General features: G+C 62.4%; 26 protein-coding genes and 1 tRNA gene. 11 read left to right on the top strand and 16 right to left on the bottom strand.

The genetic code is table 11. The features are described from left to right. Positions 1 to 13: 13 nt before the first annotated feature. The 8 genes from gtdA to AC1D09_RS07495 all read left to right on the top strand — a co-directional run bounded on the left by gtdA (position 14) and on the right by AC1D09_RS07495 (position 7904). Positions 14 to 1108: a gentisate 1,2-dioxygenase gene (gtdA, locus tag AC1D09_RS07530; RefSeq protein WP_477662946.1), complete on the top strand. Its 1095-nt coding sequence runs from the start codon at positions 14 to 16 to the stop codon at positions 1106 to 1108. After that, positions 1105 to 1800, top strand: a complete 696-nt coding sequence (locus AC1D09_RS07525; RefSeq protein WP_477662945.1) for a fumarylacetoacetate hydrolase family protein — start codon at positions 1105 to 1107, stop codon at positions 1798 to 1800. The genes gtdA and AC1D09_RS07525 overlap by 4 nt, the downstream gene beginning before the upstream one ends. 246 nt (positions 1801 to 2046) lie before the next feature. Continuing rightward, positions 2047 to 2556, top strand: a complete 510-nt coding sequence (locus AC1D09_RS07520) for a TRAP transporter small permease (RefSeq protein WP_477662944.1) — start codon at positions 2047 to 2049, stop codon at positions 2554 to 2556. Continuing rightward, positions 2553 to 3872, top strand: coding sequence for a TRAP transporter large permease (locus AC1D09_RS07515; RefSeq protein WP_477701001.1), 1320 nt, complete (start codon positions 2553 to 2555; stop codon positions 3870 to 3872). Before AC1D09_RS07520 ends, AC1D09_RS07515 begins: the two co-directional genes overlap by 4 nt. A gap of 68 nt (positions 3873 to 3940) precedes the next feature. Continuing rightward, positions 3941 to 4993 (top strand): TRAP transporter substrate-binding protein, encoded by a 1053-nt coding sequence (locus AC1D09_RS07510; RefSeq protein ID WP_477663736.1) that lies wholly within the window; start codon positions 3941 to 3943, stop codon positions 4991 to 4993. Positions 4994 to 5197: 204 nt separating this feature from the next. Then, positions 5198 to 6160, top strand: a complete 963-nt coding sequence (locus tag AC1D09_RS07505) for an MBL fold metallo-hydrolase (protein WP_477663737.1) — start codon at positions 5198 to 5200, stop codon at positions 6158 to 6160. Positions 6161 to 6227: 67 nt separating this feature from the next. Beyond that, positions 6228 to 6782, top strand: a complete 555-nt coding sequence (locus tag AC1D09_RS07500; protein ID WP_477663738.1) for an NUDIX hydrolase — start codon at positions 6228 to 6230, stop codon at positions 6780 to 6782. A 141-nt stretch (positions 6783 to 6923) separates the two neighbouring features. Beyond that, positions 6924 to 7904, top strand: a complete 981-nt coding sequence (locus AC1D09_RS07495; RefSeq protein WP_477663739.1) for a recombination-associated protein RdgC — start codon at positions 6924 to 6926, stop codon at positions 7902 to 7904. Here the strand turns inward: AC1D09_RS07495 and AC1D09_RS07490 are convergent. Together AC1D09_RS07490 and AC1D09_RS07485 are read right to left on the bottom strand one after the other, a co-directional pair. Next, complete coding sequence (locus tag AC1D09_RS07490; protein ID WP_477663740.1) at positions 7901 to 8683, bottom strand: aldolase; 783 nt, start codon at positions 8681 to 8683, stop codon at positions 7901 to 7903. The genes AC1D09_RS07495 and AC1D09_RS07490 overlap by 4 nt on opposite strands. A gap of 19 nt (positions 8684 to 8702) precedes the next feature. Next, positions 8703 to 9404, bottom strand: coding sequence for an HAD-IA family hydrolase (locus tag AC1D09_RS07485; protein ID WP_477701000.1), 702 nt, complete (start codon positions 9402 to 9404; stop codon positions 8703 to 8705). A gap of 82 nt (positions 9405 to 9486) precedes the next feature. Between AC1D09_RS07485 and AC1D09_RS07480 the strand changes: the two genes are divergently transcribed. Together AC1D09_RS07480 and AC1D09_RS07475 are read left to right on the top strand one after the other, a co-directional pair. After that, positions 9487 to 10335 carry a LysR substrate-binding domain-containing protein gene (locus AC1D09_RS07480; protein ID WP_477663742.1) on the top strand — a complete coding sequence of 283 codons (849 nt, stop codon included), beginning with the start codon at positions 9487 to 9489 and terminating at the stop codon, positions 10333 to 10335. A gap of 121 nt (positions 10336 to 10456) precedes the next feature. Further along, positions 10457 to 11179 (top strand): aspartate/glutamate racemase family protein, encoded by a 723-nt coding sequence (locus tag AC1D09_RS07475; RefSeq protein ID WP_477700999.1) that lies wholly within the window; start codon positions 10457 to 10459, stop codon positions 11177 to 11179. 60 nt (positions 11180 to 11239) lie between these two features. Here the strand turns inward: AC1D09_RS07475 and AC1D09_RS07470 are convergent. From AC1D09_RS07470 to AC1D09_RS07415, 12 genes are all read right to left on the bottom strand, one after another. Beyond that, positions 11240 to 11316: transfer RNA gene (locus AC1D09_RS07470), tRNA-Pro, on the bottom strand. A 36-nt stretch (positions 11317 to 11352) separates the two neighbouring features. Then, complete coding sequence (locus AC1D09_RS07465; RefSeq protein ID WP_074575302.1) at positions 11353 to 11841, bottom strand: MerR family transcriptional regulator; 489 nt, start codon at positions 11839 to 11841, stop codon at positions 11353 to 11355. Between the two features lie 177 nt (positions 11842 to 12018). After that, positions 12019 to 12396 (bottom strand): integration host factor subunit alpha, encoded by a 378-nt coding sequence (locus AC1D09_RS07460; RefSeq protein ID WP_256375431.1) that lies wholly within the window; start codon positions 12394 to 12396, stop codon positions 12019 to 12021. Next, entirely contained in the window at positions 12393 to 14819 is a 2427-nt protein-coding gene (gene pheT, locus AC1D09_RS07455) for a phenylalanine--tRNA ligase subunit beta (RefSeq protein WP_477663744.1), read from the bottom strand. The genes AC1D09_RS07460 and pheT overlap by 4 nt, the downstream gene beginning before the upstream one ends. Before the next feature lie 31 nt (positions 14820 to 14850). Then, complete coding sequence (gene pheS / locus AC1D09_RS07450) at positions 14851 to 15915, bottom strand: phenylalanine--tRNA ligase subunit alpha (protein WP_413328439.1); 1065 nt, start codon at positions 15913 to 15915, stop codon at positions 14851 to 14853. Positions 15916 to 16096: 181 nt separating this feature from the next. Then, a complete protein-coding gene (rplT, locus tag AC1D09_RS07445) occupies positions 16097 to 16456 on the bottom strand; it encodes a 50S ribosomal protein L20 (RefSeq protein ID WP_007870727.1) in 360 nt (119 codons plus the stop codon). A 25-nt stretch (positions 16457 to 16481) separates the two neighbouring features. After that, positions 16482 to 16685, bottom strand: a complete 204-nt coding sequence (rpmI, locus tag AC1D09_RS07440) for a 50S ribosomal protein L35 (RefSeq protein ID WP_007870723.1) — start codon at positions 16683 to 16685, stop codon at positions 16482 to 16484. 261 nt (positions 16686 to 16946) lie between these two features. Then, complete coding sequence (gene infC, locus AC1D09_RS07435; protein WP_477663774.1) at positions 16947 to 17546, bottom strand: translation initiation factor IF-3; 600 nt, start codon at positions 17544 to 17546, stop codon at positions 16947 to 16949. Between the two features lie 104 nt (positions 17547 to 17650). Beyond that, on the bottom strand, positions 17651 to 19558 hold the full coding sequence (gene thrS / locus AC1D09_RS07430) for a threonine--tRNA ligase (RefSeq protein WP_477663745.1): 1908 nt from the start codon (positions 19556 to 19558) through the stop codon (positions 17651 to 17653). 280 nt (positions 19559 to 19838) lie between these two features. Further along, positions 19839 to 20018 carry a hypothetical protein gene (locus AC1D09_RS07425; protein ID WP_139200899.1) on the bottom strand — a complete coding sequence of 60 codons (180 nt, stop codon included), beginning with the start codon at positions 20016 to 20018 and terminating at the stop codon, positions 19839 to 19841. Positions 20019 to 20185: 167 nt separating this feature from the next. After that, entirely contained in the window at positions 20186 to 21505 is a 1320-nt protein-coding gene (aceA, locus tag AC1D09_RS07420) for an isocitrate lyase (RefSeq protein WP_007870714.1), read from the bottom strand. Positions 21506 to 21855: 350 nt separating this feature from the next. Then, the gene (locus AC1D09_RS07415) at positions 21856 to 22269 is read right to left on the bottom strand and encodes a gamma-glutamylcyclotransferase family protein (protein ID WP_477663746.1); all 414 of its coding nucleotides are present in this window, start codon (positions 22267 to 22269) and stop codon (positions 21856 to 21858) included. A 139-nt stretch (positions 22270 to 22408) separates the two neighbouring features. On the opposite strand from AC1D09_RS07415, the gene AC1D09_RS07410 reads away from it, so the two are divergent. After that, positions 22409 to 23356, top strand: a complete 948-nt coding sequence (locus AC1D09_RS07410) for a DMT family transporter (RefSeq protein WP_477663747.1) — start codon at positions 22409 to 22411, stop codon at positions 23354 to 23356. Here AC1D09_RS07410 and AC1D09_RS07405 read toward each other — a convergent pair. Beyond that, positions 23301 to 24191, bottom strand: a complete 891-nt coding sequence (locus AC1D09_RS07405) for an ABC transporter permease (RefSeq protein ID WP_477663748.1) — start codon at positions 24189 to 24191, stop codon at positions 23301 to 23303. The two genes, AC1D09_RS07410 and AC1D09_RS07405, sit on opposite strands and share 56 nt — an antisense overlap. Position 24192: 1 nt before the next feature. Then, positions 24193 to 25137 (bottom strand): ABC transporter permease, encoded by a 945-nt coding sequence (locus tag AC1D09_RS07400; RefSeq protein WP_477663749.1) that lies wholly within the window; start codon positions 25135 to 25137, stop codon positions 24193 to 24195. Positions 25138 to 25141: the final 4 nt, after the last annotated feature.

The raw sequence follows: 25141 nt of genomic DNA, 5'->3' as shown, positions 1-25141 counted from the left end.
GAAGGACACCATCATGGACATGATGCCCCCTCCCGCCCACGGCCAGAGCGCAGTGCCGGGCGGCGCCGCGCGCAAGGCTTTTTATGAGGCCATTTCGGCGCACAGCATGACGCCGCTCTGGGAAGTGCTGCATGCGCTGGTGCCGCAGTCGCCGAACACGCCCTGCCGGCCGGCGCTGTGGAAATATGCCGACGTGCGTCCCTTCCTGATGCAGTCCGGCGAACTGATCACCGCCGAAGAAGCGGTGCGCCGCGTGCTGATCCTGGAAAACCCCGGCCTGCGCGGGCAATCCTGCATCACGCAGTCGCTCTACGCCGGCCTGCAGGTCATCCTGCCCGGTGAAATCGCACCCAGCCACCGCCACACGCAAAGCGCGCTGCGTTTTGTCGTCGAAGGCCACGGTGCTTTCACCGCCGTCGACGGCGAGCGCACGCTGATGAAACCCGGCGATTTCATCATCACCCCCAGTTGGACCTGGCACGACCACGGCCATGAAGGCCGCGTCGAATCCGACGCAGCGGTGGTCTGGCTGGACGGCCTGGACATTCCCATGCTGCGCTTTTTCGACGCGGGTTTTGCCGAGAACGGCGGCGCCAAACAGCAGGAAGTCACCAAGCCCCTGGGCATCAGCAGCCACCGCTACGGCGCCAACATGCTGCCGGTACGCTACGACGCGCCCTTCGGCCAGACCTCGCCCATCTTCAGCTATCCCTACGAGCGCACGCGCGACACCCTGCACCAGCTGGAAACCCATGGCGACATCGACGCCTGGGACGGCGTCAAGCTGCGTTATGTGAACCCCGCCACGGGCGGCTCGCCCATGCCCACCATGGCGACCTTCATGCAACGCCTGCCCGCCGGCTTTGCCGGCAAGCCCTGGCGCCAGACCGACGGCGCCGTGTTCAGCGTGGTCGAGGGCTCGGGCTCGGTCGACATCACGCAGGGCGGCGAAACCCGGACCTTTGAATTCGGCCCGCGCGACCATTTTGTGATTCCGTCGTGGCACACTGCGCAATTGCGTTCGGCGCAATCTTGTGTGCTGTTCAGTTTTTCAGACCGCCCGGTGCACCAGGCCCTGGGCATACACAGAGAAGAAAGGTTGTCATGAGTTTTGTCATCACCCCACCGGCCACGGTGTCCATCCCCGTCGTCGGCAGCAAAGAGCGGTTTCCCGTGCACCGCATTTACTGCGTGGGCCGCAACTACGAAGAGCACGCCAAGGAAATGGGCTTTACCGGCCGCGAGCCGCCCTTCTTCTTCCTGAAACCGGCCGACGCCATCGTCGCGGTGGACGCCGGCGGCACCGGCACCATCCCCTACCCGAGCCTGACCAAAAATCTGCACCATGAGATCGAGCTGGTCGTGGCCATAGGCACGGGCGGCAAAAACATCAAGGCCGCCGATGCGCACAAACACATCTACGGCTACGCCGTGGGCCTGGACATGACGCGCCGCGACCTGCAGGGCGAGATGAAAAAACAGGGCCGTCCCTGGTGCATAGGCAAGGCCTACGACCACTCCGCGCCCATAGGCCCGATCACGCCCGCGGCCCAGGCCGGCGACGTGAGCCATGCCGAGCTGTATATCCAGGTCAACGGCACGGACCGCCAGCGCAGCAACGTGTCCAAGCTGATCTGGAACATCGCCGAAACCATTGAGCACCTGTCGACCGCCTGGGAGCTGCAGCCCGGCGACCTGATTTACACCGGCACGCCCGAAGGCGTGGCGGCGGTGGTCTCCGGCGACACCATGGTCGGCAGCGTGGCCGGCCTGGGTACGCTGACCATCAAGGTCGCCTAAGCGCGCTTTTACCCATGTCCGCGCCCACACCACAGGCGGCGGCGACAAGCATGAACGGCCGCCTCGCGCGGCCGTTTTTCATGGCAGGCGGTTTGCGCGATGAACGCGCATCTGTTGTAATCACCGCGCAAATACCCCGGCCTCTTCGGGTAAGCCGCCTGCCCGGATGACGCCGCAATTCTGATAATCGGCCCATGCGGTCCGGGGACGTTCCCGAGATCCTGTCCTGCTTTTCGGAGACCCTTCTTGAAAATCCTGCAGTTCCTCGCAAAACTCTGCGCCGTGCTGGCCGGCGTGCTGCTCACGGCCATCACCTTGATGACCTGTGCCAGCCTGATAGGCCGCAACCTGCTGGGCGCCACACTGGTCGGCGACTTCGAGCTCACCGGCGTGGTGACCGGCGCGGCCATCGCGCTTTTCATGCCGTTTTGCCAGATCCAGCGCGGCAACATCATCGTGGACTTTTTCACGGCCAAACTCAGCCAGACGTCCAACGACAGGCTGGACCGTTTCGGCGCGGCGCTGCTGGGCATCCTCTTCGGCCTGCTGGCCTGGCGCACGGTGCTGGGCGGCCTCAACTCCTACACGACACATTCGGAAACCCAGATCCTGGGCTTTCCGGAATGGACGGTGTACGCCGCCATGGTTCCGCCCTTCGTGCTGACCTGCGTGATCGGTTTTTACCAGGCCGTTTTCGGCTTCGGCGCCCCCCATGAAGCACACGACGCGCTGGACGAGCTGGAGGCGCACATATGAGCTCCATCACGCTTGCCCTGGTCATATTCGGCATCATGCTGGTCTTCATGGCCATCCGTGTGCCCATTGCGGTCGCCATGTTCGCCGCGGGCGCCATTGGCTACGTGATGCAAACCGGCTGGGGCCCGTTTTCCAGTTTCCTCAACTCCCAGGCCTTCGCGCGCTTTGCCAGTTATGACCTGTCGGTGATCCCCCTCTTCATCCTGATGGGGCATTTCGCGACGCAGGGGGGCATCAGCCGCGCGCTGTTCAGCTTCGCGGCCGGTGTGATGGGCCGTTTCAAGGGCGGGCTGGCCATGGCCTCCATCCTCGCGTGCGCGGCCTTCGGCGCCATCTGCGGGTCTTCGGTCGCGACGGCCGCCACCATCACCGGCGTGGCGCTTCCCGAGATGAAGCGCCACGGCTATTCGGGCCGGCTGTCCACCGGCACGCTGGCGGCCGGCGGCACCCTGGGCATTTTGATCCCGCCGTCCGTTCCGCTGGTGATTTACGCCATCCTCACCGAACAGAACATTGCCAAGCTGTTTGCCGCGGCCATGGTGCCGGGCATCATCGCGATGTTCGGCTACATGGTGGCCATTGCCATCTATGTGCGAATGGTTCCGGGGCAAGCACCCGAAGTAGACAACGACAGGCCACCGCTGACGCTGGCCTCCCTGCTGGGCATACTGCCCATCGCCATCATCTTCATGATCGTCTTCGGCGGCATCTATGGCGGCTGGTTCACGCCCACCGAAGGCGCGGCCGTGGGCGCGGCAGCCACCTTTGTGGCCGCCCTGCTCAAGCGCGAGATCACCTGGGCCAAGTTCAAGCTGTGTTTTTATGCCACCGCGGAAAGCTCGGCCATGATTTTCCTGATCTTCATAGGCGCCGACCTGATGAACTCCGCCCTGGCTTTGACCCAGGTGCCCAACCAGCTCGCCGGCGTGGTCGGCGGCTGGGGCCTGTCGCCCCTGATGGTCGTCACGGCCATCCTGCTGTTTTACGTGGTGCTGGGCGCGGTGATGGACGAGCTGTCCATGCTGCTGCTGACCATACCGATCTTTTTCCCCATGGTCATGGGCCTGGACTTCGGCATGGCCAAGGAATCCACCGCGATCTGGTTCGGCATCATGGTGCTGATGACGGTGGGCTTCGGCATGCTGGCGCCACCGGTGGGGCTGAACGTCTATGTGGTCAACGGGCTGGCGAAAGACGTGCCTATCAGCGAAAGCTACAAGGGTGTCATGCCCTTCCTCATCAGCGACACGATACGCACCACGGTGCTGCTGCTGTTCCCCGGCATATCGCTGTGGCTGGTGAAATACATCGGCTAGGGCTTTCACCGCTTCTCAAACCTGCTCGCTTGCCTTAAGTTATCCCCATTGCCCACAGGAGACACGCCATGATTCAAAGACGAACCCTTCTTAAAACCGGCGCCGCCGCGGCCCTGGGCACACCAGCCCTCTCCAGCCTGGCCCAGCAGGCCGTGACCCTGAAGTTCCACACCTTCATGTCGCCCTCGTCCAATGTCTGGCTGGCCATGCACAAGCCCTGGATGGAAAAAGTCGAAAAGGAATCGGGCGGCCGCATCAAATTTGAAGGCTACCCGGCCATGCAGCTGGGCGGCACGCCCGTGCAGCTCTATGACCAGGTCAAGGACGGTGTGGTCGACGTGGTCTGGACCTTGCCTGGCAACACCGCCGGGCGCTTTCCGCGCATCGAGGTGTTTGAGCTGCCTTTCATCATGTCCAACGCCGAAGCCACCTCCAAGGCCTATTGGGAATACGTGCAGACCGTCGCACCCGACGAGTTCAAGGACACCCAGGTGCTGGCGCTGCAGGTGCACGGCCCCGGCGTGATCCACACGGTGGACAAGCCCGTCAAATCGATCGCCGACATGCGCGGCCTCAAGTTGCGCGCCCCGACCCGCCAGGTGACCAAACTCATGGGCGTGCTGGGCGCCACGCCGGTCGGCATGCCGCTGCCGCAGATTCCCGATGCGCTGAGCAAGGGCACCATCAACGGCTGCGTGATTCCCTGGGAGGTCGTGCCTTCGGTCAAGGTCAACGAACTGACCAAGTTCCACGCCGAGTTCGACCCCGCCGGCGGCAGCCTCTACACCACCACCTTTGTGATGGCCATGAACAAGGCCAAGTACAACTCGCTGGCGCCCGAGCTCAAGAAGGTCATCGACAACAATTCCGGCATGGCGACCTCGGCCTGGCTGGGCAAGGTGCAGCAGGGCAACGACGTGCCCGGCCGCAAGACCGCCAGCGACCGCGGCAACACGATTTACACCGTGAGCGCCGCCGAAGCCCAGGACTTCCGCCGCAAGTCGCGCACGGTGGAAGTCGAGTGGGTGGAAGACATGAACAAAAAGGGCTTCGACGGCAAGAAGCTGCTCGACACGGCGCGCAGCCTCATCGAAAAGCATACCAAGACGACCAAGGCCTGAGCCCTGTCGGCGTTTAGGCGCACACCCACAAAAACCGGGACAAGAGCCCGGTTTTTTTTTATGGCCTTGAGCGCCCGGTCCACCGAGTCGCCCATCCGCGAGCAGGGGATTGCCGAAAACAGCGGGCGAAAAATCCGCCCAGCCCCTACATTCACACGCGTTTCGACAACATCCACAACACAGCAACAACTCAAGGGGAATTTCATGCCACGTCCTTTCACTTTCAAGCATCTCGCCCTCAGCGTCCTGCTGGCCGGCGCCGCGCTCAGCGCCATTGCCGCCGGTCCCATGGTCAAGACCCAGGCCCCGGGCTACTACCGCGTCATGCTCGGCGACTTTGAAGTCACCGCGCTGTCCGACGGCACTGTCAAGCTGCCCGTCAAGGACCTGCTGACCCGCACCACGCCGGCCAAGGTCGATGCGGCCCTGAAACGCGCCTTCCTGGACGACAAGGTGGAAACCTCGGTGAATGCCTACCTCATCAACACCGGCAGCAAGCTGGTGTTGATAGACACCGGCGCCGCGGGCCTCTTCGGCCCCACGCTGGGCAGCCTGCAGGCCAACCTCAAGGCGGCCGGCTACCAGCCCGAGCAGGTCGACGAAATCTACATCACCCATATGCACCCCGATCATGTGGGCGGCCTGGCGGCTGGGGGCGCTGTCGCCTTTCCCAACGCCATCGTGCGCGTGGACAAGGCCGACGCCGACTTCTGGCTCGACGAAGCCAAGATGAACGCGGCGCCCAAGGAGTCGCAGGGCTTCTTCCAGGGCGCAATGGCCTCCATCAAGCCCTACGCGGCGGCCGGCAAGCTCAAGACTTTCGAGGGCCGCACCGAGCTCGTGCCCGGCATCAGCGCGCAACCCACCCACGGCCACACGGCCGGCCACAGCGTGTATGTGGTGGAAAGCAAGGGCGAGAAGCTGGTGCTGTGGGGCGACCTGATGCATGTGGCGGCTGTCCAGTTCGACGATCCCGGCGTCACCATCAAGTTCGACAACGATTCCGCACCGGCCGCCAAAGAGCGGGCTCTGGCCTATGCCGCAGCGGCCAAGGGCGGCTACCTGGTCGGCTCGGCCCACATCGCCTTCCCAGGCCTGGGCCATGTGCGCAAGGTGGCCGGCAAGTCCTACGCCTGGGTACCGCTCAACTACTCCTCGCTCAAATAGGCGAGCCCTGAGGGCGGCCGCGTGCCCGGGCGGTTTGGGCCGGGCACGAAGCCGCTACACTCATTTGATGCATCGCCTTCCCCTGAAACACTGCCGCGTCTGCGGCACCGCCGTGGCCTACAGGCTGCCGGATGACGGCGACACCAAGGAGCGCGCGGTCTGCCCGGCCTGCAATACCGTCCACTATGAAAACCCGCTGAATGTGGTCGGCACCGTGCCCACCTGGGGCGAGGACGGCGCGCAGGTGCTGCTCTGCAAGCGCAACATCGAACCGCGCTGGGGCAAGTGGACCTTGCCCGCCGGTTTTATGGAGCTGGGGGAAACCACCGCCGAGGGCGCGGCCCGCGAGACCGATGAAGAGGCCGGGGCGCAGTTTGAAATGCTGGGCCTTTTCACCGTGATGAACGTGGTGCGCGTCGGCCAGGTCCATCTGTTTTACCGGGCGCGGCTTTTGAGCACCGAGTTCAATCCCGGCCACGAAACCATAGAAGCACGGCTGTTCACCGAAGCCGAAATTCCCTGGGATGAAATCGCCTTCAAGACGGTCAAGGAAACGCTGGAACGTTATTTTGAAGACAGGCGCAAGGGCGCCTTTGGCGTTCATACCGCCGACATCGCCTGAGCGCCGGCGGAGCGCGCAAGCCCGTGCCGGCAGACCCGGTAGAATTTCCCGCATACCCGCGAATCCCCCACAAGGCCTTCGCTTTCACCCGGCCCCGCGGCCAGGCTCTTTTCCCTGTCTCCCACACCCTCCCCGGAATCCATGTTCAATACCGCGATCTTTTTCCGCATTGCCGATGATTTTGTGTTGCCGCCCCTGGAGGCACTGGAAGAAATTTTCCAGTCCCACCGCTTTGTGCCCTGCGGCGCGACCGAGCCGGAGTCCAGCGGCTGGGTGCCGCCGCGCGGCAACAAAAGCACCGTGCTGCTCGAGAGCGTAGGCCGCTCGGTGATCGCGCGGCTGTGCACCGAGCGCCGGCCCGTGCCCTCCTCGGCCGTCAAGGCCGCGGTGGACGAACGCATTGAGAAGTACAAGGAAGAAACCGGCCGCGAGCGCGTGGGCGCCAAGATCAAAAAAGAGTTCAAGCAGGAAGCCATGCTGGACCTGTTGCCGCGCGCCTTCACCAAACGATCCACCACCACGCTGTGGATAGACCCGGTGAACAAATTCCTGGTGGTCGATTCCGGCAATCTCACGGGCGCCGACAAAGTGATCAGCTACCTGGTGGAGGCGCTCAGCGAAATCCCCGGCGCCCTGCCCGGCCTCAAGGCCAGCCCCATACAGACGCAGATGTCGGCCGCCGCCGCGATGTCGCACTGGCTGTCGACGCGCGAAGCGCCCTACAACTTCACCGTGGACCGCGACTGCGAACTCAAGACGCCCGACGACCAGAAAGCCACGGTGCGCTATTCGCGCCACACCCTGGACATCGACGAGGTAGCCCAGCACATCGCCGCCGGCAAGCTGCCCACACAGCTGGCCATGACCTGGAACGAGCGCGTGTCCTTTGTGCTCACCGAAACCGCGCAGCTCAAAAAACTCAAGCTGCTCGACGTGGTGCTGGACGGTGTGCAGGAAAGCGGCAAGGACGACGACGGTTTTGACACCGATGCGGCCATCATCACCGGCGAGCTGTCCTCGCTGATCCCCGACCTGCTGGATGCGCTGGGTGGTGAACTGGGCGAAGGCGAGGCCGCTCCCGGGCAGGCCACGGCGGCCGAACCGGTGCCCGAGCCGGCCTAAAACCGCACGCCGTCTTCCTCCAGGAGGCGCAGCATGCTGTCCAGGTGCGCCCGCGCACTCGCAGGGTCGCCCACCCGCATCTGCTCGTAGGCGCGCTGCGCCACCTCATGCGGAATGCCGCGCAGCGGCCGCCCTGTGCTCATGGCCTTGAGCTGGACTTCGGCGGCGCGCTCCAGGTAATACAGGTCATCCCAGGCTTCGGCCACCGTGAGACCGGTCACGATCACGCCGTGGTTCTTGAGAAACACCACGTCGGCGTCGCCCAGCGTGGCGCTGATGCGGTCGCCCTCGGAGTTGTCGAGCGCCAGGCCGTTGTAGTGCTCGTCAACCGCGACGCGCCCGTAGAACTTCAGCGCGGTCTGGCCCAGCCACAGCAGCGGCGGGCCTTCCAGCATGCTGAGCGCCGTGGCGTTGGGCATGTGGGTATGAAAGGCGACGCGCACGCGCGGCTGCAGGCGGTGCAGGCGCGCATGGATGAAAAACGCGGTCGCCTCGGGCTGGCCCTCGCCGTCCAGCACATTGCCGTCAAAGTCACAGACCAGCAGGCGCGACGCGGTGATTTCCCGGAAGGCATAACCGTAGGGGTTCACGAAGAACAGGCCTTCATGGCCCGGCACGAGCGCGGAGAAGTGGTTGCAGATACCTTCTTCCAGGCCGAACCTGGCCGCGAGCTGGAAGCAGGCGGCCAGCTCCATGCGGGTTTGCCGGACGGCGGCTGAAGACAGGTCCAGACGCCGGCTCTTTGCCGCAGGCGCCGCCACTGAAAGGGTATGGGCCATCTGAAAATCTCCTTGGTATTTACCAGCCGAGCTTCTGCAACAGGCCCGGCACCTGGTCCAGCGTGGACAGTGTTGCATCGGGCGTGTAGTCCGGCAAGGGGGCCCTGACGCCGCGGTCTATCCACACGCATCGAAACCCGATGTCGCGCGCCGCCGCGTGGTCGAGGTGCGGGCTCGCGCAGATGTGCACGACGTCGTCCTTGCCGACCCCGAGTTCGGCATGGGCGTAGTCGAACAAGCGCCGGGCCGGCTTGTAGGCGCCGGCCTGCTGGGCCGTGATGACGCGATCTATGGTCCCGCCCAGTTGCGCCACATTGCCGGCGATGATGTCGTCGTCCGTGTTGGAAACGATGCAGAGCCTGAAGCCAAGCGCCTTGAGCCGCTTCAGCGTGGCGACGACCTCGGGAAAAGGCGGCATCGCGCCTATGCCGTCCGTCAGGATGCGGCCGTCGTCCGCGCCGCTGCGCAGGCCCAGCGCCTCGAGTGCCATGCGCAGCGACTGGCCGGAGACCTCGCGGAACGAACGGTGCGGCTTTTCCTGCTCAAGCTGGTGCTCGTAGCGGTCGTGTAGCGAGATCAGGCTTGCGGGATCGACATCGGGCGCGCCCTTGAACCGCAGGATTTTCCCGACTGCCGCCCGCAGGCCTTCGTCCCACTGGATCAGGGTTCCATAGCAATCAAAAGTGAGCCAGTCCGGCCGGGGTGTGTTTTCAAGTGTCATGTCGGGAACTATGCGATCCCAGCATGATATTTACAAATTAAATTACTATCTGAGTATCAGTTGATTTATAAATAAGTAATCCATGCTGGATCTCGAACTCCTCAAAACCCTGGTCTGCGTCGTCGACGAGCGCAGCTTCACGCGGGCCGCTGAGCGCGTGCACCGCACCCAGTCCACCGTGAGCCAGCAAATCAGCAAGCTGGAAGACAACGTCGGCCGCGCCCTGCTGGTGCGTGACAGGACAGGCAAGCGCGTCAACCCCACCGAGCATGGCGAGATCCTCGCGGCCTATGCGCGCCGCCTGCTTGCCATCGCCCAGGAGGCCGAAGACATGCTGTCAGCCCCCACGGTGCTGGCGCCGGTGCGCGTGGGCGTGCCCGAGGACTTCAACGCGCAGCGCATGTCGGCGATGCTGTCGGACTTCCTGGCCCTCCACCCGGGCACACGACTGGACACCGTGAGCGGCATGAGCACCGACCTGCACCACAAACTGCACCTGGGCGAGATCGACATCGCGCTGGTCAAGCGGGAACCCGGCAGCGGAGAATGCATCGCGTCCTGGCCTGAATCCCTGGTATGGGTCGCAGGGATAGCCGCCATGCACAAAGAAGAAGAGGTGCCGCTAGCGGTGTTTCCGCAAGGCTGCGTCTACCGGCAGCGCGCCATCCGGGCGCTGGACAAGATCGGCAAACGCTGGCGCGTGGTGTTTGGCAGCCACAGCCTCACCGGCATACAGGCCGCCGTCGCGTCGGGCCTGGGCATCAGTGTGCTGCCGACGACGGCCGTCCTGCCGGGGCATCGCGCGCTGGGCGAGGCGGACGGGTTCCCGCCGTTGCCGGCCACCGAGCTGGCCTTGGTCTCTTCGCCCATGCCCCTGAACACTGCGCAACGCCAGCTGGTCGCATTTCTTGCCGACTCCATCGGAAAATAAACAAAACAGGCAACCGCGCGCTCAGGGTTTTCCGGGGGATTGAAAACACGCAACAGCGGCGCTAGCTGATCAACATGGCGCCAGCAAACAGGCCTTCGCACATCAATACCCACCCAAGCCCATGAACCCCAGCACCAAACCCCAACACATCGGCATCGTCGGCTGCTCCGCGGAAGGCGCGGCGCTTTGTTACCAGACCATCTGCACCGAAGGCGCCAAGCTGCTGGGCCCGCATGCCCATCCCGAGGTATCGCTGCACACGCCCTCGCTCTCCGACTACATGGCCTGCATTTACCAAAACGACTGGCGCGGTGTGGGCGACATCATGCTGGCCTCGGCCCATAAGCTCAAGGCAGCGGGCGCCGACTTCCTGATCTGCCCCGACAACACCATTCACCAGGCCTTTGCTCACGTTGAGGCGCGCTCGCCCCTGCCCTGGCTGCATATTGCCGAGGTCGTCGCCGCGCAAGCCGCGCAGCGCGGATTTTTGCGCCTGGGCATCACCGGCACCCGCTGGCTGGTGGACAGCGAGGTCTACCCTGAAAAACTCCGCGCGCGCGGGCTGGACTACCTGCGGCCCACCGACGCCGAACGCGACGAGATCAACCGCATCATCATGGACGAGCTGGTGTACGGCGTGTTCAAACCCGAGGCGATCACCTGCTTCCAGCAAGTCATGTCGCGCATGAAAGGCGCTGGCTGCGATGCCGTCGTGCTGGGCTGCACCGAGATTCCGCTGATCATGAGCGACGCGAACTCGCCCTTGCCGACCCTGGACTCGACACGCCTGCTGGCGCGGGCCGCGCTTCACCGGGCGGTGCAAGGCGCCGTCGCCGCGGCGTAATCGCAAGCAGAAACAAAAAAGCCGGTTAGCTAACGCTAACCGGCTCTCTGCTGGTTTTAATGGTCGGTGTGAAAGGATTCGAACCTTCGACCCCTTGCACCCCATGCAAGTGCGCTACCAGGCTGCGCCACACACCGACAAGCCTTAGATTATAGCCTGCTGCAAAGCACTTCTCAGTGGTTGTTGCTCAGGAGATCACGGATTTCGAACAACTCGCGGCGCACCAGCAGCAACCTTTGCTGCGCGGCAGCCCCTGTGGGCAGGTCGGCGCCCTCGGGTTCGCTGTCTTCAAAGTCGGCGTGATCGGTGGAATCCTCAAAATCCTCGAGCAGCGAATCGCCGCCTTCAAGCACTTCAACACCGTCGAGCATGACCTCCCCGTTGCGGCGCTTGTCGCGTTCGATCTGGACGATTTCCTGGAGCTTGTTGCGCGCACCGCTGATCGTGAAGCCCTGGTCGTAGAGCAGGTCGCGGATGCGCCGGATCATGAGCACCTCATGGTGCTGGTAGTAGCGCCGGTTGCCGCGCCTTTTCATCGGGCGCAGCTGCGTGAACTCCTGCTCCCAATAACGGAGCACGTGAGGTTTGACGCCGCACAAATCGCTGACTTCACCGATAGTGAAATAGCGTTTCGCCGGAATGGGTGGAAGAGTTTTCTCCAATTAAATCAATGCGCTAAGGAGGAAACCTCCAAATCTACTCTAAGTCGAAAGTTAGCGCAAAGAGTTGCTTGGCTTTTTTGAAATCTGTTGCTCCGTCACACAAGTAACACGAAGTTACCAACTCATCGCTGCGGTGCAATAAGACGGGTGTCTGTGCTACCGGAGCGCGGGCCCAGCTTATTCGGCCGGGTTTTCGCCCTGGATCTGGTCTTTGAGCTTGTGGCTGGCGTGGAAAGTGACCACGCGGCGGGCCTGGATGGGGATGGCTTCGCCAGTGCGGGGGTTGCGGCCGGGGCGCGGCGCCTTGGTACGGATCTGGAAATTGCCAAAACCGGAAATTTTTACATCATTTCCGTCCACCAGGCTGTCTGAAATCAGGTCGAAAAACGCGTCGATCATGTCTTTCGATTCGCGTTTGTTGAGCCCGATCTGCTCAAACAGCAATTCGGCAAGGTGCGCCTTGGTCAGCGCCGGGGTCTCCAGGCTTTCTACAGAAAATTCCATACGGCAGTGCTCCTGGCGTTTTTTATTTTGGAAGGTTCGTGGAAGCCTCAGGCACGCAGTCGCGCCCCGAGTTGACCTTGCAGATTCGCGAGAACCGCCTGAACGGCCGCCTCAATCTCCTCGTCGGTCAGTGTAGCGGTGTCGCTCGAAAGCACCAAGCGCACGGCCAGGCTTTTTTCACCCAGTTGCATGCTGGCGCTGGCCTGCTGCGGCCTGTAGACGTCAAACAAGGTGGCGTCCTTGAGCAGGCCTTGCGTGGCCGCGCCGTGGATGGCCGCCATGAGTGCGGCGTGCGTGGCGCCCTCCGGCACGATGACGGCGATGTCGCGCTCCACGGGCTGCAGTTTGCTGACCGGCTTGAACTCAGGCACCGGGCGCTGCAGGACCGCGTCCAGTTCGAGCTCGAACAGCAACGGCGCCTGGGCCAGGTCATAGCCCTGGCGCCACTGCGGATGCAGCTCGCCCACAAAGCCTATGGCCTTGCCGCCCACCGACACGCTGGCGCAGCGGCCGGGGTGCATGGCGGGATGCGCGGCGGGCGCAAAGACGGCCTGGAGCGGTGCGAGCAAAGCCTCGACATCGCCCTTGGCGTCGAAGAAATCCACCGCCTTGTCGGACTGGCTCCAATTGAGGGCAGCCCGCGGCCCGTAGGCCAGGCCGGCCACGCGCATGGGCTGGTTGAAGCCGGCTACGCTGGTGTCGGTGTTCTGGGCCCGCGCATCACGCAGGAAAACACGGCCCAGCTCAAACACGTTCACACGGGAGGCTTTACGGTCCAGGTTGAACTTGAGCACCTGCAGCAGCGAGCCCAGCAGCGAAGAGCGCATGACGCTCATCTGGCTGGCGATCGGGTTGAGCAGCTTGATGGGGTTAGCGTTGCCGGCGAGTTCGTGCTCCCAGCGCTCTTCCACAAAGCTGAAGTTGATGGTTTCCTGGTAACCCAGCGAAGCCAGCGCGCGGCGCACGGCAAAGGGGCTGCGCTCGGCCTCAAGACGCAGCCGCGCCGTGATGGGCGCCAGCGGCGGCATGTCGGGCAACTGCTGGTAGCCCACCATGCGCACCACCTCTTCGATGAGGTCTTCCTCGATTTGCAGGTCAAAGCGGTAGCTGGGCGGCGTCACCGTGAGGATGCCCTCGCCTTGCGTCACCGGCAAGCCCAGGCGCTGGAGCGAGTCCAGGCACTGCGCCTGGGTCAGCGGCATGCCGATCACCTTGGCGGCACGCGCCACGCGCAGGGTGACGGGCGCCGCCTTGGGCACATTGACCTGCTGGTCGTCCATGGGGCCGCACACGGTTTGTGGCGTGCCGCAGATGTCGATGATCAGCTGGGTGATGCGCTCGATGTGCTCCACGGTCTGGCCGGGGTCAACGCCGCGCTCGAAACGATGGCCTGCATCGGTCGAGAAGTTGTAGCGGCGCGAACGGCCGGCGATGGACTTGGGCCACCAGAAAGCGGCTTCGACGTAAACATGTTTCGTGTCGTCGGACACCGCGGTGGCGTCCCCGCCCATGATGCCGGCCAGGGACTCAACCTGGGCATCATCGGCGATCACGCCAACCTTTTCGTCGACCGTCACGGTATTGCCGTTAAGCAGCTTGAGCGTCTCGCCGGGCTTGCCCCAGCGGACGTCGAGCGCGCCGTGGATCTTGTCGAGGTCAAAGATATGCGAGGGGCGGCCCAGCTCGAACATCACGTAGTTGGAGATATCGACCAGCGCGGTCACGCTGCGCTGGCCGCAACGCGCCAGGCGGTCCACCATCCATTGCGGCGTGGCGGCTTTGGTGTTGACGTTGCGCACCACGCGGCCCGAAAAGCGGCCGCAGAGATCGGGGGCACTGATCTTGACCTGCACTTTGGTGGCATCGACCGCGGCCACGGCCGGGATGGACGGTGTGTGCAGCGGCGCGCCGGTGAGCGCGGCGACTTCGCGCGCGACGCCGTAGACGCTCAGGCAATGCGCGAGGTTGGGCGTGAGCTTGAGGGTGAACAGGGTGTCGTCCAGCCGCAGGTGTTCGCGGATGTCCTGGCCCAGCGGCGCATCGGCGGCCAGTTCGAGCAGGCCGCCGTGGTCTTCGGAGAGCTTGAGTTCGCGCGCCGAGCACAGCATGCCCTGGCTCTCGACGCCGCGCAGCTTGCCGACCTTGATCAGGAAAGGTTTGCCGTCTTCGCCGGGCGGCAGTTCGGCGCCGACCAGGGCGCAGGGCACCTTGATGCCGACGCGGGCGTTGGGCGCGCCGCAGACAATGTTGAGCAGGCTGCCCTGCCCCACGTCGACCTGGCAGACGCGCAGGCGGTCGGCATCAGGATGCTGCACGGCCTCCTTGATTTCACCGACGACGATCTTGGTGAAGGGCGGCGCCACGGGCTTGAGTTCTTCGACCTCCAGGCCGGCCATGGTGAGGGTGTCGGCGAGCTGCTGGGTGTTGAGCGGCGGGTTGCAGAATTCGCGCAACCAGGATTCTGGGAATTGCATGGTGAGACCTTGTTGTTCTTGTTCTTGTGGCTTATGACTGGAACTGCGAGAGAAAACGGATATCGCCGTCGAAGAACAGGCGCAGGTCGTTGACGCCATAGCGCAGCATGGTCAGGCGGTCCGGGCCCATGCCGAAGGCAAAGCCGATGTATTTTTCGGGATCCAGGCCCATGTTGCGCACCACGTTCGGGTGCACCTGGCCGGAGCCGGCCACTTCCAGCCAGCGGCCGGCGAGCGGGCCGGTCTGGAACTGGATGTCGATCTCGGCGCTGGGCTCGGTGAAGGGGAAAAAGCTGGGCCTAAAACGCAGCACCAGGTCGTCGCTTTCAAAGAAGGTGCGGCAAAAATCGGTGAAGACGAACTTGAGGTCCTTGAAGCTCACGTTCTCGCCTATCCACAGGCCTTCGCACTGGTGGAACATGGGCGAGTGGGTGGCATCGCTGTCGACGCGGTAGGTGCGGCCCGGCGCGATGACGCGGATCTCGGGCATGCGGCCGCCGGCATCGATCAAGGCACGGTGTTTCTTGACATGCTGCACCGCATAGCGGATCTGCATGGGGCTGGTGTGGGTGCGCAGCAGGTTGGGCGCGGCCTCGGTGCCGCCTTCGACATAAAAGGTATCGTGCATGGACCGTGCCGGATGGTCTTCCGGCGTGTTGAGCGCGGTGAAGTTGAACCAGTCGGTCTCGATCTCGGGGCCCTGGGCCACGTCGAAGCCCATGGAGCCAAAAATGCCTTCGATGCGCTCCAGCGTCAGCGACACGGGATGCAGGCCGCCCTGCACGCGCTGGCGGCCGGGCAGGCTCACGTCGAGCGCTTCGGCTTTGAGCTGTTTTTGCAATTCGGCATCAGCCAGCGCCTGGCGGCGCGCGTTCAGCGCGGCTTCAATGGCCTGCTTGGCCAGGTTGATGGCCGCGCCGCGGGATTTTTTCTCTTCGACGCTGAGGGCCGCCATGCCCTTCATCAACTCGGTAACGCGGCCAGTCTTGCCCAGGAACTGCGCTTTGGCGTTTTCCAGGTCGGCGGGCGTGTTGGCCTGCGCAAAGCTGGCTTGGGCGCTGCTGACCAGTTCTTGGAGGGCATCAGGTTGGGTCATACGTTCTCTTGTTCGAAATACAAAACGGCAAAGGCGCTTTCGGCAGTACTCCCATCACGCCAGCTAGGAGGAAGCGCTGCGGAAAAAACCATAAAAAAGGGCCAGAGCCTTTTCAAGCTCCAGCCCTTATTTTCTTGCGTAGGCAGTGATTGAATAGCGTCAATACTGCCTGGCCTGAAAATCAGGCGGCCAGCTTGGCTTTCACCTGTTCAACGATGGCGCCGAAAGCAGCGCTGTCATTGATGGCCATGTCGGACAGAACCTTGCGGTCGATCTCGATGCCGGCTTTCTTCAGGCCGTTGGCGAACTGGCTGTAGGTCAGGCCGAATGAACGGCTTGCAGCATTGATACGGGCGATCCACAACTGGCGGAACACGCGCTTCTTGGTACGGCGGTCACGGTAGGCATATTGCCCGGCCTTCATTACCGCTTCTTTGGCGATACGGAAGACATTGCCGCGGCGGCCGCGGAAACCTTTTGCAAGGGTTAAAACTTTTTTGTGGCGGGCGCGAGCCGTTACACCACGTTTGACGCGAGGCATGTGTGTACTCCTTGTTCGTCGTTAATTAAATGCCCTGGCCTGGGAGCATCTGTGCCATGTGACCCATATTGGTCTCATGGACAGTCACCGCACCACGCAGATGGCGTTTGTTTTTGGTGGTCTTCTTGGTCAGGATGTGACGTTTGAAGGCTTGGCCGCGCTTGACGGTACCACCCGGACGAACGCGGAAACGCTTTTTAGCGCCGCTCTTGGTCTTCATTTTGGGCATGTAAATGCTCCTTTTCATTTGTGCTCGTGAGGCGCCGCGAACCTTCCGCAGACTTGATGGCCCCGAGCCACTTGTCAGTGGCCAGTGATGACACTTGCCACTGCCGGCGGATGTTTTGCAACATCCGCTGGTCGCGACGGGTTTGATCCCACCGCTTTCGGAAAGCAGGCTTGTCGCCCACCCTCACAGGAAACGCCTTGCGGCATCCCCTCAAAGGTCCGCCGGATCAATCCGGCAAACCCGTATTTCTTCTGGCTACCCTCAGGCCGTCGCCGAGGGCGCTGCCGCAGTTTCCGCAGCCGGCTTGCCGCCGGGCTTCTTGCGGCCCGGCGCGATCATCATGACCATCTGCCTGCCTTCAAGCTTGGGGAACTGCTCCACCACAATCAAATCCGCCAATTCGTCGCGAATCCGCGCCAGCAGGGCCAAACCCAGTTCCTGGTGCGTGATTTCGCGGCCGCGAAAGCGCAAGGTGATCTTGCACTTGTCGCCCTCTTCCAAAAAGCGCTTGATGTTGCGCAATTTGATGTTGTAGTCCCCATCGTCAGTGCCGGGCCGGAATTTAACTTCCTTGATCTCGATCACTTTTTGCTTGGACTTCGCTTCCGCCGCCTTCTTCTGCTCGGCGTACTTGAACTTGCCGTAATCCATCAACCTGCACACGGGCGGAACCGCCGTGGGGGAGATTTCAACAAGGTCAACGTCGGCTTCACCTGCCAGGCGCAAGGCCTCCGCGATGCTGACAATGCCTAAAGGCTCGTTGTCCGGCCCGGTCAGACGCACTTCGGGGGCCATGATTTCACGGTTCAAGCGGTGCTTGCGTTCTTCACGGTGACGGCGGTCACGAAATTCAGTAGCGATGGTTCTATCCTTTAACTCTTGCTATAAAAGCTATAGCGGCTTGCGCCCGTCCCACAAGGACGAGAAGCTCAATCCCAGCAAACTCTGGTGAGTTTGTCAGCGATTCAGGCTTTTTGTGCGATGTCAGAGGCAATTTGCCGGGCAAACGCATCGAGAGGCATCACTCCAAGGTCTTTGTTACCCCGGGCGCGCACTGCAACGGCTCCGGCTTCCTTCTCCTTGTCGCCCACGACCAGGATGTAAGGCAGCTTTTTCATCGAGTGCTCCCGTATTTTATACGTAATTTTCTCATTGCGCAGGTCCAGGTTGACCCTAAGCCCTTGATTTTGCAGCGTTTTGGCAACTTCCCGGGCATATTCGGCCTGGGAATCGGTGATATTGAGGACTGAAACCTGCTCTGGGGCCAGCCAGGTCGGCAGCGCGCCGGCGTGTTCCTCGATCAAAATCCCGATAAACCGCTCCAGGCTGCCCACAATCGCGCGGTGCAGCATTACCGGCCGGTGGCGGTTTCCGTCCTCGCCGACGTATTCGGCATCCAGGCGCTCCGGCATCGAAAAATCGACCTGCATGGTGCCGCACTGCCACTGGCGGCCTATGGCGTCTTTCAGCGTGTATTCGATCTTGGGGCCGTAAAACGCACCGTCGCCGGGGGCGATCTCAAACTCGCAGCCGGACGCGCGCAGGCTTTCCATCAGCGCGTGCTCGGCCCTGTCCCAGCTCTCGTCTGAGCCGATTCGCGCCTCGGGGCGCGTGGCGACCTTGTAGATGATGTTCTTGAAGCCGAAATCGGCGTAGACCTTTTGCAGCAGAGTCGTGTAGTCCACGCATTCCTTGAGGATCTGGTCCTCGGTGCAGAAGATATGGCCGTCGTCCTGCGTGAAGCCGCGCACGCGCATGATGCCGTGCAGCCCGCCCGAAGGCTCGTTGCGGTGGCACTGGCCGAATTCACCGTAGCGCAGCGGCAAGTCGCGGTAGCTCTTGATGCCCTGCTTGAAGATCAGGATGTGGCCGGGGCAGTTCATGGGCTTGAGCGCGTATTCACGCTTTTCGCTCTCGGTCGTGAACATGTTGTCGCGGTATTTGTCCCAGTGGCCGGTTTTTTCCCACAGCGTCTTGTCGATGATCTGCGGGCCCTTGACCTCCTGGTAGCCGTTGTCCTGGTAGACCTTGCGCATGTACTGCTCCACGCCTTGCCAGACCGTCCAGCCCTTGGGGTGCCAGAACACCAGGCCGGGCGCATGGTCGTCGATGTGGAACAGGTCCAGTTCCTTGCCGAGCTTGCGGTGGTCGCGCTTTTCGGCCTCCTCCAGCATCGTCAGGTACTGCTGGAGCTCATCCTTGGTGGCCCAGGCCGTGCCGTAGACGCGCTGCAGCATCTCGTTGCGGTGGTCGCCGCGCCAGTAGGCACCGGCCACTTTCATGAGCTTGAAGAATTTCAGCTTGCCCGTGCTGGGCACGTGGGGGCCACGGCAAAGGTCCTCGAAAGCGCCCTCGCGGTAGAGCGAGACGTCTTCGTTGGCGGGGATGCTGGCGATGATCTCGGCCTTGTAGTGCTCGCCTATGCTCTTGAAGTAGGCCACGGCCTCATCGCGCGGCAGCACGCGGCGCGTCACTGGCTCGTCCTTGGCGGCAAGCTCCGTCATGCGTTTTTCGATCGCGACCAGGTCTTCCGGCGTGAACGGGCGCTTGTACGAAAAATCGTAGAAAAAGCCGTTTTCAATCACCGGGCCAATCGTGACCTGCGCATCGGGGAACAACTCCTTCACGGCATAAGCCAGCAAGTGCGCCGTGGAGTGGCGGATCATCTCCAGCCCGTCGGCATCCTTGGCCGTGATGATGGAAACCGCGCTGTCCTTGGCGATCAGGTAGCTGGTGTCCACCACCTTGCCATCGACCTTGCCGCCCAGGGCGGCCTTGGCCAGGCCGGTGCCTATCGAGGCGGCGACTTCGGCGACCGTGACGGCTTGCGGATATTCGCGCTTGGAGGCATCGGGGAGCGTGATCTGAATCATGGGATGAGTTTTTAGGAGAAATGGGAAAACAAAAAAGCGCGGAACATGCCGCGCTTTGATGAAGGGGTATTTGGATTTAAGCTATGAAATATGTAGCTAACAATCACCAAGGGGTGCGGACTAGCGCCCTGGATGACTCCAGAAAACGGACAAGGGCCTAGTTCGCGGTGTCATAACCCGAACGATCCTTCCTGTTTCCAGTTTGATTGATTGCATGCGCGTATTTTACGGCAGGTTGGCTGGGCACCGCCCACACCGCGCATCCGGTGGTGGCGAAACGCTATTGCGGTGAGCTCGGCGGCAGAAAACCCAGGCCCAGGCAACGCGGGCATTCGGTGATGACGGTCTGTTTCTCGACCTCGAAGTGCTCGTTGATGTTTTCGCTCTCGATACGCAGTTCACCGGAACCCTCGCAATCAGGACAGGAAATACGCTTGAAACCCACGGTTAAGTCCGACACGGCAGCCCCTCCAGTTGATGTTCAAAGTCGTGTTTTATGTAACAAACATCACTCTACGCCAAAAAGCACCCGCAAAAAAGCCCGGACAGGCCCTAAGTTCCTGTCCGGGCTGAAAGCTGCGCCCGTGAAGGCTCCAGCGTCTGGGTAATCGTTGGAATGAAAGCAGTTCAGTGGAACTGTTCTTCTTCGGTGGAACCGGTCAGCGCGGTCACGCTGGACTTGCCGCCCTGGATCACCGTGGTGACTTCATCGAAGTAGCCGGTGCCGACTTCCTGCTGATGCGACACAAAGGTGTAACCGCGGTCGCGCGCCGCGAATTCGGGCTCCTGAACCTTCTCGACATAGGCCGACATGCCGCGTTTGACGTAGTCCTGGGCCAGGTCGAACATGTTGAACCACATCGAATGGATGCCGGCCAGGGTGATGAACTGGTATTTGTAGCCCATCGCGCCCAGCTCCTTCTGGAACTTGGCAATGGTTGCGTCGTCGAGGTTTTTCTTCCAGTTGAAGGACGGCGAGCAGTTGTAGGCCAGCAATTTGCCGGGGTGCACCTTGTGCACGGCCTCGGCAAACTTCCTGGCGAACTCCAGGTCGGGCGTGCCGGTTTCGCACCACACGAGGTCGGCGTAGTGGGCGTAGGCGATGGCGCGGCTGATGGCCTGGTCAATGCCTTTTTTCGTCTTGTAAAAGCCTTCGGACGTGCGCTCGCCGGTGATGAAAGGCTTGTCGTTTTCGTCGTAGTCGCTGGTCAGCAGGTCGGCCGCTTCGGCGTCGGTGCGGGCAATCACCAGCGTGGGCACGCCGCAGACGTCGGCGGCCATGCGGGCAGCCACCAGTTTTTGCACGGCTTCAGCGGTAGGCACCAGCACCTTGCCGCCCATGTGGCCGCATTTCTTGACCGAGGCGAGCTGGTCTTCCCAGTGCACACCGGCGGCGCCGGCCTTGATCATGGCCTTCATCAGTTCGAAGGCGTTGAGCACGCCGCCGAAACCGGCTTCGGCATCGGCCACGATGGGCGCGAAGTTGTCGATGTAGCCCTTGTCGCCGGCGTCTATGCCCTTGGAGTGCTGGATCTCGTCGGCGCGGCGGAAGGTGTTGTTGATGCGCTCAACCACGGTGGGCACGGAGTCGACCGGGTACAGCGACTGGTCGGGGTACATGGAGGCATAGCTGTTGTTGTCGGCGGCGACTTGCCAGCCCGAGAGATAAATCGCTTTGACGCCGGCCTTGACCTGCTGCATGGCCTGACCGCCCGTGAGCGCGCCCAGGCAGTTCACATAAGGCTCGTTGTTGACCAGGTTCCAGAGTTTTTCGGCGCCGCGGCGTGCCAGCGTGTGCTCAATCGGAAAGGAGCCGCGCAGGCGCACCACGTCGGCCGCGCTGTAACCGCGCTTGATGCCCTTCCAGCGGGGGTTGGTGGCCCATTCTTTTTCGAGGGCGGAAATCTGCTGGTCGCGGCTCAGTTGTTCAGTCAGGGTTTGTGGCATGGTGGGCTCCTTGAGTTGAAAGAATTGAAGAAGGGAAAAAGTGGTGACTGCGATGGACTCACTTTAAGTCTTCTACAAGACCTTGTGAAGCTCTTATGTCTTATATAAGACAAAAATAAAATTCAATAAAATCAACAAACTATTAATAAAATATCGCAATATAAAATCATATTTCTCGGATTGAGAAATATTTGCGCAGCGCAGCATTTACGATTTTTGTATTGTGAAATTAATTTATTGGATCGTGAAATATGCGGCACTGCCCGCGCAGGGCGAAAACGGCGCAGCGGCAGCGCGCTTGAGCCAGGAGCAAAGAAGGGCCTGGGCGCTTGCAGCAGGCGCCCTGAAATTCAGGCCTGGCGGCCGGTGCGGTGCAGCACCCAATCGCCACCGGCAATGACGGGTTTGCCCAGGGTGCGCTCCGGCGAAATTTCATAGAGCACACACAGCAGTTCGCGCGCCGGCGTGGTGTCCAGTTGCACCATCACTTCGCGCTTGGTGTATTCACCGGTTTGCTGCGGCCAGACCTCCTCGATCTCATCGAGCACCCGCTCCAGCTCCGGGCTGACGGCATAGACTTCGCCGTGTACAACACCTGTCCCGCCCAGCACAAGGCCCGGGTAGCTTCCGAGGTGATGCATGACGCCGGCCAGTTGGGCCCGCCCCACCCACTGCGGCGCGGGCCGCAGGCGGTTGATGTCCCGCTCTTCCCCTCTGCGCAGGGTGCCGTAGACAAAAACATGGCGAGTGGCGGGAGCGGTCATCGCTTGGAATCCTGAGTATCGGAAGGTGGGGAGATCCGGTCCGAAAAAACTAAGGCATGATTTCGGCCTGCGCCGGCATCCCTGCCGGCCTGTGCAACCGACGGGCAGCAGAGCCGCTGCAACAGGAACTCCCAGTTTAATGAACCGCATTGTGGCTTACGCCTGTCTCGGGCTCAGCATGTCCTTGGTGGGCAGCTATGTGGCGCTGTCCAAGCCCCTGGTCGCCGCCCTGCCCGTCTTTTTGCTCGCCTGGCTGCGTTTTGGCATAGGCGGCGCTGCCATGCTGCGCTGGCTTAAAAAACCGGCTGGAGAGGTTCCCATGAGCCGGCAAACCGCCCGCCTGCTGTTCCTGGAGTCCTTCCTGGGCAACTTCCTGTTTTCCCTCTGCATGCTGTTCGGCGTGAGCATGACCAGCGCGGTCGCGGCCGGCGTGATCATGGCGTCCATCCCGGCCGCCGTCGCGCTCATGAGCTGGCTCTTCCTGCGCGAGCGCATCAGCCTGCGGGTATGGGGTGCGGTGGCCTGTGCCGTGGTCGGCATCGCGCTGGTGTCGCTGGCCAAAAATCCTGCTGCGGGCCACGCAGCAACGGGGCCGCAAACCGAGCTGGCGCCAAGTTACGCCTGGCTGGGCAACCTGCTGCTGGTGGGCGCGGTGCTGTGCGAGGCCTTCTATGCGGTGATCGGCAAGAAGCTGACCGGCGTGCTGAGCCCCAAACGCATTTCGGCCCTGATCAACCTGTGGGGTTTTGCGCTCGTCACGCCGCTGGGCCTGTGGGCGGCCTGGCGTTTTGACTTCGGCGGGGTCACGCCCTCCCTCTGGCTGTTGCTGGTGTTCTATTCGCTGGCTGCCAGTGTCTGGACGGTGTGGCTCTGGATGACGGGCCTCAAAACCATCCCGGCCAACGAAGCCGGCGTGTTTGCCGTGCTGCTGCCCATCAGCGCCGCCGCAGTCGGCGTCATGGTGCTGGGCGAAACACTGAACCCCACCCAGATCGGCGCCTTCGGCATCGCGCTGGCCGGCGTGGTACTGGCTACTTTGCCGGGACGGGGTCTGGAAAAGCCTGCTCCGGTCGAGCCGCCGCACTGATCTCGCGGTCCAGCCGCTTTTGCCGGCGCATCACATAGATGCTGTAGCTGATGATGCCCAGCGACACCACCGTGATCAGGATCGTGGCCGCCGCGTAAATCGACGGGTTCACGCCGCGGCGGGCGTAGCTGAAGATCACCTGCGGCAGGGTCGTCACGCCCGGGCCCGATAAAAACTCCGAAATCACCACGTCGTCGAATGAAAGCGTGAACGTCAGCAGCCAGGCCGACACCAAGGCCGGCGCGATGTTGGGCAGGGTCACCAGGAAAAACACCTGCATGGGCCGGCAGCCCAGGTCCATCGCGGCCTCTTCGAGGGTTCGGTCCATTTCGCTCAGGCGCGACTGGACCACCACGGTCGCGTAGGCCATGCCCAGCAAGGTGTGGCCGGTCACGATGGTGATGAAGCCGCGGTCTGGCCAGCCCACGGCGCGCTGCACCGCCACCATCAGCAGCAGCAGGGACAGTCCGATGATGACCTCGGGCATGACCAGGGGCGCGTTGACCAGCCCGTAAAACAGCGTGCGCCCGGTAAAGCGCAGGTAACGCACCAGCACAAAGGCGGCAAAGGTTCCCAGCACCACCGACAGCGTGCCGGTGATCAGCGCCACCTTGAGCGACAGGAAGAAACCTTCGACCAGCCGCGAGTCCGCCAGCAGTGCCTCGTACCAGCGCGTGGAAAAACCGGTGAAGACACCGTCCTGCCGCGTGCTGTTGAAGGAAAAGACGATGAGGAAAAACAGCGGGATGTAAAGAAAGAGGTAGACCAGCCCCATCCAGAGCCGGCCCACGTTGCTTTCCACCAGGCGCGAAAAACCCCTCAGGCTGAGCTTCATCTCAGTGCCCTCCCCGCGCATCGCGGTCGCTGCTGGAGCGGTAATAAAAAGCCAGCGGCACCAGGATCAGCAAAATCATCACCACCGCGAGCGCCGACGCGCGCGGCCAGTTGTTGCTGCTGAACATCTCGTCCCAAACCACGCGGCCGATCATGATGTTTTCGGCGCCGCCCAGCAGCGAAGGAATCACGAACTCGCCGACACTGGGAATGAACACCAGCATGGAGCCGGCCACGATGCCCGACTTGCTGAGCGGCACGGTGATCAGCCAAAAGGCCTTCCAGGCGCTGGCGCCCAGGTCGTGTGCGGCCTCCAGCAGGCGGAAATCCATCTTCACCAGGTTGGCGTAGAGCGGCAGGATCATGAAGGGGCAGTACACATAGGTCATGCCCACCAGCATGGAGACATCGGTATAAAGCATCACCATGGGCTCCTGGATGATGCCCAGCGACAGCAGCAGGTTGTTGAGCACACCCTGGTCGGCCAGTATGCCCTTCCAGGCATAGACACGCAGCAGGAAGGAAGTCCAGAACGGCAGCATCACCAGCATCAGCAAGGCCGGGCGTATCGAGGGCCGCGAACGCGCGATGAAGTAGGCAAAGGGATAGCCTATGACCAGGCAGGACAGCGTGGTCAGCAAAGCGTACTTCAGCGAGGTCTTGTAGGCCTCCATGTAAATGGTGTTGCCGAAGCCGCCCACGGCGTCCTGCGCGTTGTCGATGAAGATGGACGCGTAGTTGTTGTAGCGCAGCAGGACGTGCCAGGAGCCCTTGACCGTCTCTATCAGCGGCGCGAAAGGATCGACGCCGCCTCCCATGTCCGTCACGCTGATGCGCAGCAGGATCAGGAAAGGCAGCACAAAAAACAGCAGCAGCCAGACATAGGGCACGGCGATCACGAAGCGCCGCCCGAGGTTGAGCTGAAGCCAGGAGGGGATGTTGTTCATCGCC

It is taken from the genome of Polaromonas sp. P1_A2, from assembly GCF_056406895.1.
This window is presented reverse-complemented; position numbering and strand designations above follow the sequence as displayed.

Bases quoted from the DNA above. Each gene is read 5' to 3' on its own strand.
- rpmI (WP_007870723.1), bottom strand. From the start codon at position 16,685: ATGCCCAAAATGAAGACCAAGAGCGGCGCTAAAAAGCGTTTCCGCGTT.
- AC1D09_RS07400 (WP_477663749.1), bottom strand. From the start codon at position 25,137: ATGAACAACATCCCCTCCTGGCTTCAGCTCAACCTCGGGCGGCGCTTC.
- AC1D09_RS07515 (WP_477701001.1), top strand. From the start codon at position 2,553: ATGAGCTCCATCACGCTTGCCCTGGTCATATTCGGCATCATGCTGGTC.
- thrS (WP_477663745.1), bottom strand. From the start codon at position 19,558: ATGATTCAGATCACGCTCCCCGATGCCTCCAAGCGCGAATATCCGCAA.
- pheT (WP_477663744.1), bottom strand. From the start codon at position 14,819: ATGCAATTCCCAGAATCCTGGTTGCGCGAATTCTGCAACCCGCCGCTC.
- aceA (WP_007870714.1), bottom strand. From the start codon at position 21,505: ATGCCACAAACCCTGACTGAACAACTGAGCCGCGACCAGCAGATTTCC.
- AC1D09_RS07525 (WP_477662945.1), top strand. From the start codon at position 1,105: ATGAGTTTTGTCATCACCCCACCGGCCACGGTGTCCATCCCCGTCGTC.
- AC1D09_RS07500 (WP_477663738.1), top strand. From the start codon at position 6,228: ATGCATCGCCTTCCCCTGAAACACTGCCGCGTCTGCGGCACCGCCGTG.
- AC1D09_RS07485 (WP_477701000.1), bottom strand. From the start codon at position 9,404: ATGACACTTGAAAACACACCCCGGCCGGACTGGCTCACTTTTGATTGC.
- AC1D09_RS07475 (WP_477700999.1), top strand. From the start codon at position 10,457: ATGAACCCCAGCACCAAACCCCAACACATCGGCATCGTCGGCTGCTCC.
- AC1D09_RS07510 (WP_477663736.1), top strand. From the start codon at position 3,941: ATGATTCAAAGACGAACCCTTCTTAAAACCGGCGCCGCCGCGGCCCTG.
- rplT (WP_007870727.1), bottom strand. From the start codon at position 16,456: ATGCCTCGCGTCAAACGTGGTGTAACGGCTCGCGCCCGCCACAAAAAA.
- AC1D09_RS07410 (WP_477663747.1), top strand. From the start codon at position 22,409: ATGAACCGCATTGTGGCTTACGCCTGTCTCGGGCTCAGCATGTCCTTG.
- pheS (WP_413328439.1), bottom strand. From the start codon at position 15,915: ATGACCCAACCTGATGCCCTCCAAGAACTGGTCAGCAGCGCCCAAGCC.
- gtdA (WP_477662946.1), top strand. From the start codon at position 14: ATGGACATGATGCCCCCTCCCGCCCACGGCCAGAGCGCAGTGCCGGGC.
- AC1D09_RS07505 (WP_477663737.1), top strand. From the start codon at position 5,198: ATGCCACGTCCTTTCACTTTCAAGCATCTCGCCCTCAGCGTCCTGCTG.
- AC1D09_RS07405 (WP_477663748.1), bottom strand. From the start codon at position 24,191: ATGAAGCTCAGCCTGAGGGGTTTTTCGCGCCTGGTGGAAAGCAACGTG.
- AC1D09_RS07480 (WP_477663742.1), top strand. From the start codon at position 9,487: ATGCTGGATCTCGAACTCCTCAAAACCCTGGTCTGCGTCGTCGACGAG.
- AC1D09_RS07415 (WP_477663746.1), bottom strand. From the start codon at position 22,269: ATGACCGCTCCCGCCACTCGCCATGTTTTTGTCTACGGCACCCTGCGC.
- AC1D09_RS07490 (WP_477663740.1), bottom strand. From the start codon at position 8,683: ATGGCCCATACCCTTTCAGTGGCGGCGCCTGCGGCAAAGAGCCGGCGT.
- AC1D09_RS07495 (WP_477663739.1), top strand. From the start codon at position 6,924: ATGTTCAATACCGCGATCTTTTTCCGCATTGCCGATGATTTTGTGTTG.